The sequence below is a fragment of the Klebsiella sp. F11 genome, assembly GCF_056712265.1.
In genome coordinates this window covers 818,170-831,330 of sequence record NZ_CM160060.1, presented here as the reverse complement: position 1 = coordinate 831,330, position 13,161 = coordinate 818,170, and the positions used below count along the sequence as shown (strand labels likewise).

General features: G+C 54.6%; 15 protein-coding genes and 2 pseudogenes. All 17 read left to right on the top strand.

Features of this window, described 5'->3' with window-relative positions:
* The first annotated feature begins 340 nt into the window (after positions 1-340).
* Complete coding sequence (locus tag AC1M2H_RS04225; protein WP_480150409.1) at positions 341-574, top strand: hypothetical protein; 234 nt, start codon at positions 341-343, stop codon at positions 572-574.
* A gap of 76 nt (positions 575-650) precedes the next feature.
* A complete protein-coding gene (locus AC1M2H_RS04220; RefSeq protein ID WP_480150408.1) occupies positions 651-1,361 on the top strand; it encodes a lytic transglycosylase domain-containing protein in 711 nt (236 codons plus the stop codon).
* Positions 1,361-1,654, top strand: a complete 294-nt coding sequence (locus tag AC1M2H_RS04215) for a TrbC/VirB2 family protein (RefSeq protein ID WP_480150407.1) — start codon at positions 1,361-1,363, stop codon at positions 1,652-1,654. The genes AC1M2H_RS04220 and AC1M2H_RS04215 overlap by 1 nt, the downstream gene beginning before the upstream one ends.
* A gap of 10 nt (positions 1,655-1,664) precedes the next feature.
* Positions 1,665-3,734 (top strand): annotated as a pseudogene (locus AC1M2H_RS04210) (VirB4 family type IV secretion/conjugal transfer ATPase); the annotation flags it as partial.
* A 10-nt stretch (positions 3,735-3,744) separates the two neighbouring features.
* A protein-coding gene (locus AC1M2H_RS04205) for an IS3 family transposase (RefSeq protein ID WP_480151815.1) occupies positions 3,745-4,931 on the top strand; the annotation gives its coding sequence in 2 pieces (ribosomal slippage) (positions 3,745-4,021 and positions 4,021-4,931; 1,188 coding nt in all).
* Positions 4,932-4,938: 7 nt separating this feature from the next.
* Positions 4,939-5,622, top strand: a pseudogene (locus AC1M2H_RS04200) (TraG/VirB4 family ATPase); the annotation flags it as partial.
* Between the two features lie 20 nt (positions 5,623-5,642).
* Positions 5,643-6,347: a TrbJ/VirB5 family protein gene (locus AC1M2H_RS04195; protein WP_480151837.1), complete on the top strand. Its 705-nt coding sequence runs from the start codon at positions 5,643-5,645 to the stop codon at positions 6,345-6,347.
* 11 nt (positions 6,348-6,358) lie between these two features.
* Complete coding sequence (locus tag AC1M2H_RS04190; protein WP_057107833.1) at positions 6,359-6,586, top strand: EexN family lipoprotein; 228 nt, start codon at positions 6,359-6,361, stop codon at positions 6,584-6,586.
* Between the two features lie 10 nt (positions 6,587-6,596).
* On the top strand, positions 6,597-7,661 hold the full coding sequence (locus tag AC1M2H_RS04185; RefSeq protein WP_480150406.1) for a TrbL/VirB6 family protein: 1,065 nt from the start codon (positions 6,597-6,599) through the stop codon (positions 7,659-7,661).
* 92 nt (positions 7,662-7,753) lie between these two features.
* Complete coding sequence (locus AC1M2H_RS04180; protein ID WP_176396456.1) at positions 7,754-7,891, top strand: hypothetical protein; 138 nt, start codon at positions 7,754-7,756, stop codon at positions 7,889-7,891.
* Positions 7,884-8,567: a VirB8 family type IV secretion system protein gene (locus AC1M2H_RS04175; protein WP_480150405.1), complete on the top strand. Its 684-nt coding sequence runs from the start codon at positions 7,884-7,886 to the stop codon at positions 8,565-8,567. The genes AC1M2H_RS04180 and AC1M2H_RS04175 overlap by 8 nt, the downstream gene beginning before the upstream one ends.
* The gene (virB9, locus tag AC1M2H_RS04170; RefSeq protein ID WP_480150404.1) at positions 8,567-9,472 is read left to right on the top strand and encodes a P-type conjugative transfer protein VirB9; all 906 of its coding nucleotides are present in this window, start codon (positions 8,567-8,569) and stop codon (positions 9,470-9,472) included. The genes AC1M2H_RS04175 and virB9 overlap by 1 nt, the downstream gene beginning before the upstream one ends.
* A 19-nt stretch (positions 9,473-9,491) precedes the next feature.
* Positions 9,492-10,712, top strand: a complete 1,221-nt coding sequence (gene virB10, locus AC1M2H_RS04165; protein ID WP_480150403.1) for a VirB10/TraB/TrbI family type IV secretion system protein — start codon at positions 9,492-9,494, stop codon at positions 10,710-10,712.
* Positions 10,702-11,727 (top strand): P-type DNA transfer ATPase VirB11, encoded by a 1,026-nt coding sequence (gene virB11, locus AC1M2H_RS04160; protein ID WP_480150402.1) that lies wholly within the window; start codon positions 10,702-10,704, stop codon positions 11,725-11,727. The genes virB10 and virB11 overlap by 11 nt, the downstream gene beginning before the upstream one ends.
* Positions 11,724-12,122, top strand: coding sequence for a cag pathogenicity island Cag12 family protein (locus tag AC1M2H_RS04155; protein ID WP_480150401.1), 399 nt, complete (start codon positions 11,724-11,726; stop codon positions 12,120-12,122). The genes virB11 and AC1M2H_RS04155 overlap by 4 nt, the downstream gene beginning before the upstream one ends.
* Before the next feature lie 48 nt (positions 12,123-12,170).
* Positions 12,171-12,473, top strand: coding sequence for a TrbM/KikA/MpfK family conjugal transfer protein (locus tag AC1M2H_RS04150; RefSeq protein ID WP_480150400.1), 303 nt, complete (start codon positions 12,171-12,173; stop codon positions 12,471-12,473).
* Between the two features lie 49 nt (positions 12,474-12,522).
* On the top strand, positions 12,523-12,828 hold the full coding sequence (locus tag AC1M2H_RS04145; protein WP_480150399.1) for a dpoa decarboxylase: 306 nt from the start codon (positions 12,523-12,525) through the stop codon (positions 12,826-12,828).
* Positions 12,829-13,161 lie beyond the last annotated feature (333 nt).

The following is a 13,161-nucleotide window of genomic DNA, read 5'->3' as shown; positions in this document are numbered from 1 at the left end:
AGAAAATAAAAAAAAACTCTCATAACTTACTTCCACTTCCTTTCCTGCCCTCCCATTTCTTTATTTATCCATCCGATTAACTCTTTCATTTTTGTTTTGAGTTTATTGTTCATGACTCGATCCCGATCCCCCATGCTAAACACGCCATTACAGAATGGTTGCCCTGATAGACGTTAATTCGTCCGGGCCGAGTGTTGCTCTTTAATAATACGGAACGGGCTGTCATAAAACCACAATTCAGGGTGCCGCTGAATGTTCTCGCTGACCCGTTAAAACCGGAATGCAGGATCGGGATGTGATCGAAAATGTTATTTCTCACCATTTCATTAAAGGGGACATCATGAGAAAACCCGTTTATTACGTCTATGTTACCCAGGAAAGTCAGCCGGACTCACAGGGTGAGAAAAATACCTGGTGGACAAAAGTCGGTGTGGCCTTTTCCCATAACGGTAAGCCCGGCCTGAATATTGTCCTGACGCCCGGTATTGCCGTCTCCGGCAAACTGGTCCTGCTTGAACCCCGGGAGGATAACAATCCGCCACAGAGCGCGGAATCCGGCGAAACCACGCTTTAACTCTTCTTTATCACTCCTTACTCCGCAGCGCGCAGGGTCCGCTGACCTGCACGCTGCCTGCAATCCCGAGGCCATCATGCTTTCCACCACAGCCTTTCTGGCGGCGGCCATGCAGTGTGCCGCCAGCATTCATCCGTCCACCGCACTCGATGTGGCACGGGTGGAATCCGGTTTTAATCCTTATGCCATCGCCGAGATACTCCCCAGAGCCAGAAGAGCCTCCGGTGACAATCCTGTTATCTCCCATCTTCCCGCCAGCCGGGCCGATGCTGAGCGCATTATCCGTCGTCTTGCCATACAGGACCGGCGTTATTCCGTCGGGCTGATGCAAATCACCAGCACCAATTTCCGTCACTACGGAGTGGCGGCCACCGATCTGCTTGATCCCTGCACCAATCTGTCTGTCTTTGAACGCATCCTTAGTGACTGTTACCGCCGTGGCGGCACCCTGAAAAGAGCCCTGAGTTGTTATTACTCCGGCAATTTCCATACCGGACAACAGACGGAAGCCGTATTTTCCGGAACGAGCTATGTGCAGCGAATAGGTTTAACACCGGCATCTCCCCGCTATGCCGTACCCGGCACCCGCGAGGATAGTTCCACAACCTCGCAGCCCCTGGAAGCCATCCCTGCCGATCCCCCGTCTCGCCCCCGCGTGATCTGGCCGGGGACCGTCGTGCGTGGCATCCCCGCGAAACTCCGTCAGGACAACATCGCCATCTCACCAATATCCGCGCCGTCAGTGCGCCGGGGTCTCTCCCGGTCACCCCGTGAGGAGGAAGAATAATGACGCTTTTCCGCAAGCTAAAGTCGGCGACAAGCTCCGTTTCTGCCGGTGTGCTAACGGCTTTTTCTGCCATTCCGGCACTGGCCGACGGTTTTGAACGGGCGAACACCGTGATGGAGAAAGTCTCCACCGGCCTGCATGGCCTGGCGGCCATCACCATCACCGTGGCCGTGATCTGGGTGGGTTACAAAACGCTCTGGAAAGGCGAAAGCCTGTCGCAGTGCGCCTACATCATCATCGGCGGGATCCTGATTGGTGGAGGCAGTGAGATCGGCGCGCTGCTGATGAGCTGAGAGGTCACCTATGGCAAAGCTGCTCAAGGCAATGAAACGCCCGGCGGCACTATGGGGGGTGCCGATGGTGCCCCTTCTCGGTGTCACGGGATTCACCATCATCGTCGCGGTCTGGACTTCCGTCGCTTTCCTCGCACTGCTCCCGGTTGAATTTCTGGTGATGAAGTCGCTCACCAGGAATGAACCCATGCGGTTCAGCCTGATTGCCATCTGGCTCAGGGCAAGAGGAAAACCGGCAGCAAACCGTCTGTTCGGCGCAACCGCCTTTATGCCCGTTGAGCATGAGGCTGTTGATATCACGGAGTTTCTCACCGCCATGAAACTGAATCAGTGTGCCACGCTCAGAAAGTACCTCCCGTATTCATCGCATATTCATCAGCATGTGGTTCGCTCTCCCAATAGTGACCTCTACTGTACCTGGGAACTGACGGGTACCCCGTTTGACTGCGAGTCAGAAGACACGCTCAGTTCCGACCGGAACCAGCTGCACAGACTCATCCGTTCATTCGAGGGAGTGCCGGTCACCTTTTATATCCACAATGTGCGGGGGCCGTTCACAGACTCGCTGCACAAGGCGTCCGGCAACCCTTACGCCGATGAAATCAGCCGTCTCTATTATACCTCGCTTGCGGCTGACCCGTTTCGCCGTAACCGCCTGTTCCTGACCGTCTGCTACCGCCCCTTTGTCCGCCTGGAAAAGGCCGGACGCAGGCGCATGAAAGACGGGCAGAAACTGAAAGAGCTTGACGGTGCGCTGCGGGAAATGCTGGAAATTAAAGGCTCGCTCGATACCGCACTGTCACGCTATGCTGCGCGTCCTCTTGGCACCTTCACCGAAGGCAACGCGGTATTCTCCTCCCAGTTATCCTTTTATGAGTACCTGCTGACACACCAGTGGCGCAGAGTGCGTGTCACCCGCGCCGCCGCGTATTCGGTGATGGGGTCGGCGGCGCTGTTCTTCTCGACGGAGTCCGGGCAGATAAACCACACCAGCGGTACACACTATTTCCGGGGGCTGGAAGTGAAGGAGTTCCCGGAGGAGACTGCGACGGGGATGATGGATTCACTGCTGTACGCGCCCTGTGATTACGTGGTAACGCAGTCCTACACCTGCATGTCACGCGAGGAAGCCCGGAAGGCCATCAAACGCACCCGACGTCTGTTAATGAGTTCGGATGATGATGCGGTGTCACAGCGGCTGGATCTGGATGTGGCGCTTGACCTGCTGACATCGGGGAAAATCGCCTTTGGCAGACACCATTTCTCCATCATGGTGTTTTCCCGCACGCTGGACAGTCTGGTGGCCGATACCAGTGAAATCAGCAATGCCCTGAACAATCTCGGCATCACCCCGGTTCCGGCAGCGCTTTCACTGTCAGCGGCATATATGGCGCAACTGCCCGGCAACTATCATCTGCGGCCACGCGTGGGTGAACTGAGCAGCCTGAACTTTGTGGAGCTGGCCGCGCTGCATAATTTCTACCCCGGCAAGCGCGATAACGCGCCCTGGGGGGATGCGATGGCCCTGCTGCACACCCCGTCAGGGGATGGCTACTACCTGAACCTGCATAACACGCTGGCGGACAAGGACGAGTTCAACGAGAAGAACCCGGCCAGCACCTGCATTCTCGGCACCAACGGTTCGGGGAAAACCATGCTGATGACTTTCCTTGAAAACATGCAGCAGAAATATAGCCGCGCGGACAGTTTTTCGCCCGACGCGAAAACGAAACGGCTGACCACCGTTTATCTGGATAAGGACCGGGGCGCGGAAATGAACATCCGGGCGCTGGGCGGCCGTTACTACCGTATCACGCATGGCGACCCCACGGGGTGGAACCCGTTTTCTCTGTCGCCCACGAAACGCAATATCAGTTTCATCAGTCAGTTGATGAAACTGCTGTGCACGCGTAACGGCGCGACCATCACGCCCCGTGATGAGCGTCGCCTGAACGACGCCGTTAACGCCGTGATGAGCAACGAGCCGCAATACCGTGTCTGTGGTATTACGCGCCTGCTGGAGAATCTTCCTGAACCTGCCACTAAAGAAGCCCAGGAGAACGGTCTGAGCATTCTGCTGTGGTCGAATAATCAGGACACTAAACTTACATCCAAAATGGAGGTGTTTAGTGAATCAGAAGCGAAAATTTACGCCAGAATTTAAGAAGGAAACGGTGGCCCTGGTGCTGACGCAAAATTACTCCATTGCGCGTGCCGCAACTTCTTTGGGGATCAGCGCCAAAACATTGCGCAGTTGGGTCGCCGCCGCGCGCCAGCGCCATGAAAGTCCGCTTAGTGAAGATGAACAAGCTGAACTCCGAAGGCTACGTCTAGAAAACAAAGAGTTACGCATTGAGAAGGAAATATTAAAAAAGGCGAGCGCCTTCTTTGCGAAGCACATGTCGTGAGATACCAGTTTATCCTCGATAACGCAGGTAATTACAGGCTACGGACGCTTTGTCGCGTGATGCGCATTAGCCCGTCCGCATGGTATGCCTGGCGAAAAAAGCCGATAGCCTGCCCGTCGAAAGATACCGCAGTCAGGGTGATGCTCAAGGCGTTATTCTCTGCCAGTCGGGAAAGTGCCGGGAGCCGAACGCTGGTTAAAAAGCTCCGTGAAGAAGGCGTCACCATAAGTCGTTGGCGCGTTAGAAAAATCATGAGCGAAGAGGGACTTCTCTGCCGGCAACTCCGTGCCTGGAAGGTCACAACGAAACCGAAGAAAGGGGCTGATTTTGCACCAAATCTGTTGAATCAGAACTTCAATCCTCCCGGACCGGACCAGATATGGGTGAGTGATATTACGTATCTGAAAACGGGTGAAGGCTGGTTGTACCTGGCTGCGATCATGGATTTATATTCCCGCCGGATCGTCGGTTGGCACATTGACAAGAAAATGACATCGTCGCTGGTTTGCCGGGCTCTCATGCAGGCTTACAACCTGCGCAATCCACCGACAGGGCTGGTCGTCCATACCGATCGTGGAGCGCAGTATACCAGCAAGCGCTTCCAAACGCTGTTAACCAGTTACGGACTCAGAAGCAGCATGGGAGATGTTGGCGCCTGCTGGGATAACGCGGTAATGGAGCGTTTTTGGGGCAGTTTGAAACATGAATGGGTGCTGTTGATCCCGCAGCAGACGCGGGCAGGTATGAAACGTGATGTTGCAGACTATATGCGTTATTACAATCTTGACAGAAACCATGCTTCGAATGGGTATTTATCGCCAGTGCGATATGAACAGATGGCTGAGAAAAAAGTGTCCTGTTTAACTTGACCAGATCATTCGCCTGTCGCAGTGGGCGCAGGGCGGCGAATTCGGCTGGGTATTTGATAACGCCTCAGACACCTTCGATATCAGCCACTGCGATAACTTTGGCATTGACGGCACGGAGTTTCTGGATGACGCGAACGTCTGTGCGCCGATCTCCTTTTACCTGCTGTACCGCATTACCAGTCTGCTCGACGGACGTCGATTGGTCATATTCATGGACGAGTTCTGGAAGTGGCTTCGGGACCCGATCTTTAAGGATTTCGCCTATAACCGCCTGAAAACCATCCGTAAACTGAACGGGATGCTGGTTGTGGGCACCCAGTCACCGGCGGAGATCATCAGGGATGAAATTGCGCCCGCCGTGATTGAGCAGTGCGGAACGCAGATCCTGGCAGCCAACCCCGGCGCCGACCGTGCGCACTATGTTGACGGGATGAAGTTTGAGCCGGAAGTGTTCGATGTGGTGAAAAATCTGGATCCGCAGGCCCGCCAGTATGTGGTGGTAAAAAATCAGTTCAGGCGCGGCGACACAAAACGTTTTGCGGCACGCGTGACGCTCGACCTCTCCGGTATCGGCAGATACACGCGGGTCATGAGCGGCAGCGCCGACAACCTCGAAATCTTCGATTTCCTGTACCGGGAAGGGATGCAGCCCCATGAATGGCTGGAACCTTACCTGGCTCAGGCACTCTGACAACCCACAGGAGAACCATGATGAAACGGCGTTTTCATGCCCTGATTTTCGCGTGCGTGATGGCCAGCCCGCTGGCACACGCCGGTATTCCCATACTGGTGGATGCCGATCCGCTGCGTGAGGCTGAATGGCTGAAAGAAGCGCAGCGCTGGATGCAGACTGCGCAGCATTATCAGAGCCAGATCCAGGCGTATAGAGATCAGCTGGCAACGGCCACCGGTGTCCGTGATATTGCTGACTTTGTTGATCAGGCAAAAAGCCTGAAATCCGACCTTGAGAAACTGCGCAAACCAGGGCAGGCACTCAATGATCTGCTTCTGTCCGGCGGTTCTTCCGGACAGTTCGACGCCCTGTACGAAAAGTATAAAATTTTCGACACCTGCAACACAGAACAATCCGAAAGTTACGCCAGAGCCTGTAAGCAACAGGTCATCAATAAAGCGATTCAGTTTGAGCAGACTGACGAGATCCAGGGGCAGGTCAGCCAGACGCTGGGGGAAATTAACAGCCTCTCGAACCGTATCGCACTTTCCAGAGACACAAAGGAATCTCAGGACCTTGCCAACAGTATTCAGCTAAAATCAGTAATGCTGAACACGCTCACTGACCAGTGGGAAATCAGCGTGAAGGCAGCAGAAAAGCGCGAAAAAGTGCTGGAGAACGAGCGTATTAAACAGTGGAATCAGCAACAGTTAAATGCGCCGACCCCTGATTTAAACGGCTAAAGGAGTCTCACATGCGTTTATTAATCCTTTCTTTCCTGTCCTTATTATTCGTCGTCATTAGCGGCTGCAAAGAAGAAGCCAAAACGACCCAGTGGTACAGGGATCATCCCGATGAGCTAAAAGCGGTGTATGAGAAATGCCAGAAGACCGGCGATGCCTCAGAAAACTGTAAAAACGCCAATGAAGCTCATTATCAGATTCAACAGTTAAATGCCCCCACTCCCGACCTGAATTCATAGCGAGGTTATTATGCCCGGTGGTGTATTTATCGGTGTTGAAAAACACCTGATAGGAGGAGTCACCGACGCCACAAAGGGACTGATGATGTCATACTCCTCCATGATGGTGGGGCTGGCGGCAACGTCAGCCACCCTCTATATCCTGTGGCGTGGATACCAGACCCTGGCGGGTAAGCTGTCCACGCCAATGGAGGATGTCATGTGGGACATCATGAGGATGGCGATCATCCTGTCCTTTGTGGCAAATGTCAGCGGTTATCTTGACAGCGTTATCGACGCTATTAATGGTTTAAAGGAGGGATTTTCCGGTGGCGATAATATATGGCAGTTACTGGACTCAGTATGGGATAAAGCAAAGGTATTAGGTAAAACGTTACACGATATGGATAACTCAACTTATATAAAAGATGAGGGTATGACCGCTCAATTTTATGTCTGGCTGGGGATATTCGTATTAATGATTGTGACAGCATTTGTTTCAATGGTCTCGGAGGTCATGATTTTACTCCTGAGCATTACAGCCCCCATATTTATTTTTTGTCTTCTGTATGTTTTTTTACGCCCCATGTTTAACAACTGGCTGCAAAATATTTTCGCAGCCATATTAACGGTTCTGTTTTCTGCGTTGTCGCTACGCATTGTCGTTAATTATTTAAACTCGCGGTTAGCTATTGCAACACAAATATCCGCACAATCCAACATTGTGGAGTTAGGCGCACAGGTCTGCCTGGCGGGTATCTGCGCGGCAATACTGGTTTACCTCTCCGCCAGGCTGGCCGGAGCACTCGCCGGGGCGAGTGCGACCATATCCATGCAGGGACTGGCGGCGGTGGGTATTGGCGCGGCGGCATTTGGTGCCGGAAAACTGGCCGCAGGAGCCGGGAAGCAGACAACCCGCGCCGTTCAGGACACGCTCCAGGGCTGGAGAGATGCCAGCGCGGGTAAACCCGGTAGCGGTCCGGGATACAGCGCGGCGAAAGCGCGTAAGTATGCGATTGAGCAGATGATCGCCCGCAACGAAGCCCGGCGGCTGGCGCAGTCAGGAGAAGCCGCCGTTCAGAAATTCCATCGTTAAACCGGCCATCCCTGGTCGAAATACCCCCGTTACACCCCTGGTGAAAACATAGCCCTGTTTTCATTCCACTGATCTCCCTGAGGGAATACCCCATGAAACGCTTGATTGCGCTGGCTTTGCTGTGCGCGCTTTCCGGCTGCGCGCAGTCTCCCCGTCCTCCTGCTTTTAGCGGCCAGGGCGTCCCCGTGAACACCCCACAGATTATGGCGGAGTTAAACAGTCATGAGTGAACAAACCCTCATTGCGGATTCCCGCACCTTCGAGCAGCAGATGATTGAGCGGGACAAACGCGCCACAAAAGCCGGGTTTATGGTGGGCGGCGCGGGCCTGCTTACCGCCATGCTGGCGCTCATCGCCCTGGTGCTGATGCTGCCCCTGAAACAGACGGTCGTTGAACTGTACACCGTGGATAATCATACCGGACGTGTGGAGCACGTCACCCGTGTGTCAAAAACCCACCTGACGGCGGAAGACGCTTATCAGAAGGCGATGACCGCCAGCTACGTCAGCCTGCGTGAGCGGTATGTCTATCCCTCCCTCCAGGACGATTACGCCACGGTACAGATTTACAACAGCCCGCAGGTCAACGATGACTATCTGGCGCTGTATGCCGGTAAAGACGCCCCGGACAAAGTGTACCAGAACGGGGCGCATACCGTGCGGATCGACATCCTGTCAAACCAGCTCACCGGGGGCACTGACCCCGACAAGGTCGCCACCCTGCGTTACAAAAAGATTATCCGCCGCCTCGCGGACAACAGCACCCGCACCGAATACTGGGATGCCCGCCTGACGTTCCACTCCGACCCCGGCAGGGAAATGAGCGATACCGAACGGGAAGTTAACCCGTTCGGGTTTACCGTGACCAGCTGGCAGGCAGACCGTGAAATCCGGGGAGGCGAATAATGAAAAGCATCATCTTTATCCTGCTTGCGCTGATGTTGTGCGGCACCGCATGGAGTGCCGCCATCCCGCAGGCGAGCCGCTACGACGCCCGCGTTCAGCAGGTGGTTTATAACCCGCAGAACGTCACCGTCGTCAGTACCCGGCCCGGTTTTATGACCACGCTGGTCTTTGACAGCGACGAGGCGGTTATCAGCGCCAGACCCGGTTTTGAGGAGGCGTGGGAAGCCACGCCGGACGCCAACCGGGTCAGTGTCCGCCCGGTGGCGCTCATTCAGGGTGCGCCCGGCGCGGACGGGAACACCACACAGGTGGTCATCCCGCCCAACAGCCGGGACTGGCACACCAACCTGCTGGTTGTCACTACCCGGCGGCTGTACAACGTCGAGCTGAACGTCATTGATGATAAATCCCCGCAGCAGCCCGCTTACCAGGTGAGTTACCGCTATCCGGGCGAAGACCGGGAGAAGGCCAGCCGTGAGGCAGCGACCAGCGCGCTGGAGCGTAAGCAAAAACAGCAGCAGGCCGACATTCAGCAGGCCCTGAATGCCGCGCAGACGCCGCGCAACTGGGACTACCTCAGTTATCCGGGGCACGACAGCGCCCGGATTGTCCCGGATTTCGCGTATGACGATGGCCGCTTTACCTTCGTGGGTTTCTCCCCCGCCAAATCCATTCCCTCCGTGACGAAAGTGCTGAACGGCCAGGAGCATGTGGTTAACAGCAGTGTCCGCCGAAAAGGCAACTTCACAGTCCTGGTGATTCAGGAGGCCACGCCCCGTCTGGTTCTGCGTTCCGGCAACGCCGTGGTCGGCCTGGAAAATCGTGGATTCGGCCGGGTCCGGGCCGCTGATGGTGCCACCGTCTCCCCGCAGGTCGAACGGGTGGAAAAGCCCGTCACCCACTGATAACAGAGGAGTCATGCAGATGAACGACGAACACCCGCATCCTGAACCTGATGAGTCCCGATCCTCCCCGGCGCAACCGGAGGACGACATTGCTGCACTTGAGCGCGAGGCCCGTGCCAGGCGGGAAGCGGCGCTTCTCACCATGCAGGAGGATGAAGAGAACGATCCGGTACAACCCGCTATCAACAAACTGAAAAAGCGCAGGCGCGGGAAAGCCACCGCGTTTCTGGCGCTCGCCGCCGTTGCGCTGATTGGGCTGGCGTGGGCGGGCAACTGGGTATACCGCAATCTTCTCTGGCAGCCGGGTGAAGAAAAACGACAGGATGCCGCGCCACAGCCGAACCGGAGCGATTACCGGCAGCGTACCGATCTGGGGGCGCACGATACCGGGGCGGACACACCGAAACCAGTGGACAGCATCCCGCGCAGTACGACGGTCACCGGGCCGGAGACGCCGCCGGAACTGGATAAAGCCCGTTTTCTGGTCCGGAGGGACAGCTCTGCCGCTGCGGCCCGAAACCCGGTCCGGACCCGACAGCAGGAAATGACACAGGTAACCTCTACTGGTCAGCAGACAGACACCACACCGACACCAACGGAATCATCCCCGGCAGCGGTCCGGCGCATTCCTTACAACCCGGATCTGTATGTGCCGGAAAATACCGCCATTCCCTGCTCACTGGATTACCGCTTTGTCTCGGATCGGGCGGGGAAAATCCGCTGCACGATCGCCGACGATATCTGGAGCGCCAGCGGTAACACGAAGCTGATTGAAAAAGGGACCACCGCCACGGGCATTTACCAGACGGGTGCGGAAACGGGAATGACGCACGGACAGGGCCGCGCCTTCCTCATCATCACGAAACTGCGTACCCGCCAGCCCCCTTATCTTGATATTCCGCTGGTTGATACCCGCGCTGCCGGGGAACTGGGCGAGGCGGGTGTTGACGGCTGGATCGATTCGCATTTCAGCGAGCGATTCGGGGGCGCATTACTGGTCGGTATGATCCCCGATGTTGCGGCATGGGCTTCCGACAGCGCGGGTCAGAAAGATCGTAATACCGACTACACCGAAAACAGCCGTCAGGCCATGGCAGATATGGCACGCACCACACTGGAAAACAGCATCAATATCCCGCCAACCGTGCACAAAAATCAGGGTGAGATCATCAACCTGGTCACCGGACAGGATATTGATTTTTCCGGCATCTATACGCTGAGGATGAAAAATGACCGCTAAAAACATCTCACTGGACCGCTATAAGCAGCGATTTTTTGGCGATTTTCTGGCACTTCCCGGACTGACGGAGATCGCCGTCAATCGTCCTGGCGAACTTTTCACCAAAATTAACGGCGTCTGGGCACAGTACGCCGTTCCGCTGGATTACGAGGGCTGCTACAACTTCGCCCGGTGTCTGGCGAAGCATCACGGCGACAATATCGAAGATATCAAGCCGGGGCTGTCCGCCACGCTGGAATCCGGCGAACGCTGTCAGGTCATCGTGCCCCCGGCCTGCGAGCGTGAAACGGTGTCCATCACGCTGCGTAAACCTTCACAGGTACAAATCCCGCATCAGGACTATATCGACGCCGGGTTTTATAACCGGGTGGCCGGTACAGAAAAAACGCAGACACATGATGAGGAATTACTGACCTTATATCACGCGAAAGATATTCCGCGCTTTATGGAGAAGTGCGTGGAGTACGGTAAAACCATTGCGGTGGCCGGGGAAACCAGTACCGGGAAAACCACCTATATGAAGATGCTGATTGGTTATATCCCCCTTCATCTGCGTATTACGACCATTGAAGATAACCCGGAAATCACCTTCTTTATGCATAAAAACTACGTCCACCTTTTTTATCCGTCAGAATCGGCAGATGAAAAAGGGTCAATTGTGACGCCCGCCAGCCTGCTGCGCTGGAATTACCGCATGAATCCCGACCGCATACTATTAACCGAAGTGCGGGGCGGCGAAGCCTGGGATTTTCTCAAAATAACCGGCTCCGGCCATGAAGGCAGTATGACCTCTGTTCATGCCGGTTCGACAAGGGAAGCGGTGGACGGGTTTATTACCCGCGGTTATGAAAATCCGCAGTGCGCCCGACTCCCTTACACCTTTATGTTGCGCAAGGTACTGGACAGTCTGGACGTTATCGTCAGCATTGATTTAGACGGTAATGTGCGCCGGATGAATGATATTTATTTCCGACCACTGCACCGTAGCGCTTTTTTTGAGGAGATGAAAGCATGATAAAGGTTATTAATATGCTGCTATTTTCGCTGGTACTTTCCGGCTGTTCTTCACCCCCGCAACCGGTTCCTGTTGAATGGGAGAAAGCGGGTCAGTCAGTCAATACCGGTTTACCACAGTGGCGTGACAATCCGGTTATTATTCCGTCTCCTGTGGTTAAAGATAAATGGTTATTGTCCATTCACACACGGAATTTTAATGAGACACACTGGACGCCCGCCGTATTTTACGCGGTCGCCCACTCAGCGCGTATTGTTGTTGCCGCGCCCTCAGGCGCAGAATTCTTTACTGCAAAAGACTGGCTGCGTCAGTATGGCGCAAATAGTGTTATTGCATACCAGCCAGTCTCTGACTGCCTGACATGCAGTGACACCCATATTTATTTTTCGCATTAAATCCTCCCTCTCACATCCTGAAATTCATCTTACAGTAAGGGCTCCATCATGAAATATTCCGCTATTGCGGCGGTAATGCTGTGCATTGCTGCCGGGACGCCTGTTTATTCTTTCGCTGCTAACCCGTGCGAAGTGGTGCTGTGTATGTACGGTAAAGCAACCGGAAACAATGGAGGGAGCGAATGCCATTCTGCCGAACGGGCCTTTTTTAATATCGCCAAAAAGAACCGGCACGGATTTTTACCCAATCATACGCTGAATGCCAGAAAAGCTTTTCTGGGGGAATGCGCCAGTGCTGATCCGGAAGCGGTGAATAAAATCCTGTCCAGATTTGGCAGAGTCAGAGGGTAATAAAACCCCGGCCATTATATTAATACATTTCCTGCATGGAGAAATAAAATTGGATAAAGAAGACTTGTTTATTTCCAACACCCACTCAATACATCACGACAGAATATCTGTCACGTGTATCTATGATTCTCTGTCAAAAAAAGCACATCAGGGAGGCGGGCTTTACTACGAGATATATGAGAGCCGGTTTATCGGTTTATTGCGACATCATCTGTCACAGCTTAATGAACCGGACGCAGAGAAGCTCAGGCGGTATGCCGAAAGTCAGGGAACGAAGACCGATGATGAGGCATACCGTTCGGTATTAAACGCTGAACGGGAATGCCGGGCTGAAATAGCCCGCGAGCAGATGTGAATCACAGACATTAATAATGTATCGAATGACGCCAAAGACTGACAGACTGCGGAGTTTCAGGCGTGCTTATTTCTGGCTTCAATTTCGGAGAAATTGTTAAGCCGTAAAATAAGCACGTGGAGTGAGGACAGAAAATTCAATTTCGCAGAAATTGCTAATTTTCAGGCACCGCGCCCACCTGCGAACATTCGCCCCAAGCGAATTGAGCAGGCCGGGGGGAGCCGAATAAATTTCGCCGCCCCAGCGAGCGAAAAGCTGTCGCCCACGACAGCGGTTTATTTGGGGGGCCAGCCCCGCACACCGTCAAGCCAGGTCATATTTCCCGCCCCAGCG

Excerpts from the sequence above, each read along its gene's own strand:
- AC1M2H_RS04175 (WP_480150405.1), top strand. The coding sequence starts at position 7,884 with ATGAGTGAACAAACCCTCATTGCGGATTCCCGCACCTTCGAGCAGCAG.
- AC1M2H_RS04150 (WP_480150400.1), top strand. The coding sequence starts at position 12,171 with ATGAAATATTCCGCTATTGCGGCGGTAATGCTGTGCATTGCTGCCGGG.
- AC1M2H_RS04215 (WP_480150407.1), top strand. The coding sequence starts at position 1,361 with ATGACGCTTTTCCGCAAGCTAAAGTCGGCGACAAGCTCCGTTTCTGCC.
- AC1M2H_RS04195 (WP_480151837.1), top strand. The coding sequence starts at position 5,643 with ATGAAACGGCGTTTTCATGCCCTGATTTTCGCGTGCGTGATGGCCAGC.
- virB10 (WP_480150403.1), top strand. The coding sequence starts at position 9,492 with ATGAACGACGAACACCCGCATCCTGAACCTGATGAGTCCCGATCCTCC.
- AC1M2H_RS04180 (WP_176396456.1), top strand. The coding sequence starts at position 7,754 with ATGAAACGCTTGATTGCGCTGGCTTTGCTGTGCGCGCTTTCCGGCTGC.
- AC1M2H_RS04220 (WP_480150408.1), top strand. The coding sequence starts at position 651 with ATGCTTTCCACCACAGCCTTTCTGGCGGCGGCCATGCAGTGTGCCGCC.
- AC1M2H_RS04155 (WP_480150401.1), top strand. The coding sequence starts at position 11,724 with ATGATAAAGGTTATTAATATGCTGCTATTTTCGCTGGTACTTTCCGGC.
- virB9 (WP_480150404.1), top strand. The coding sequence starts at position 8,567 with ATGAAAAGCATCATCTTTATCCTGCTTGCGCTGATGTTGTGCGGCACC.
- virB11 (WP_480150402.1), top strand. The coding sequence starts at position 10,702 with ATGACCGCTAAAAACATCTCACTGGACCGCTATAAGCAGCGATTTTTT.
- AC1M2H_RS04190 (WP_057107833.1), top strand. The coding sequence starts at position 6,359 with ATGCGTTTATTAATCCTTTCTTTCCTGTCCTTATTATTCGTCGTCATT.
- AC1M2H_RS04225 (WP_480150409.1), top strand. The coding sequence starts at position 341 with ATGAGAAAACCCGTTTATTACGTCTATGTTACCCAGGAAAGTCAGCCG.
- AC1M2H_RS04185 (WP_480150406.1), top strand. The coding sequence starts at position 6,597 with ATGCCCGGTGGTGTATTTATCGGTGTTGAAAAACACCTGATAGGAGGA.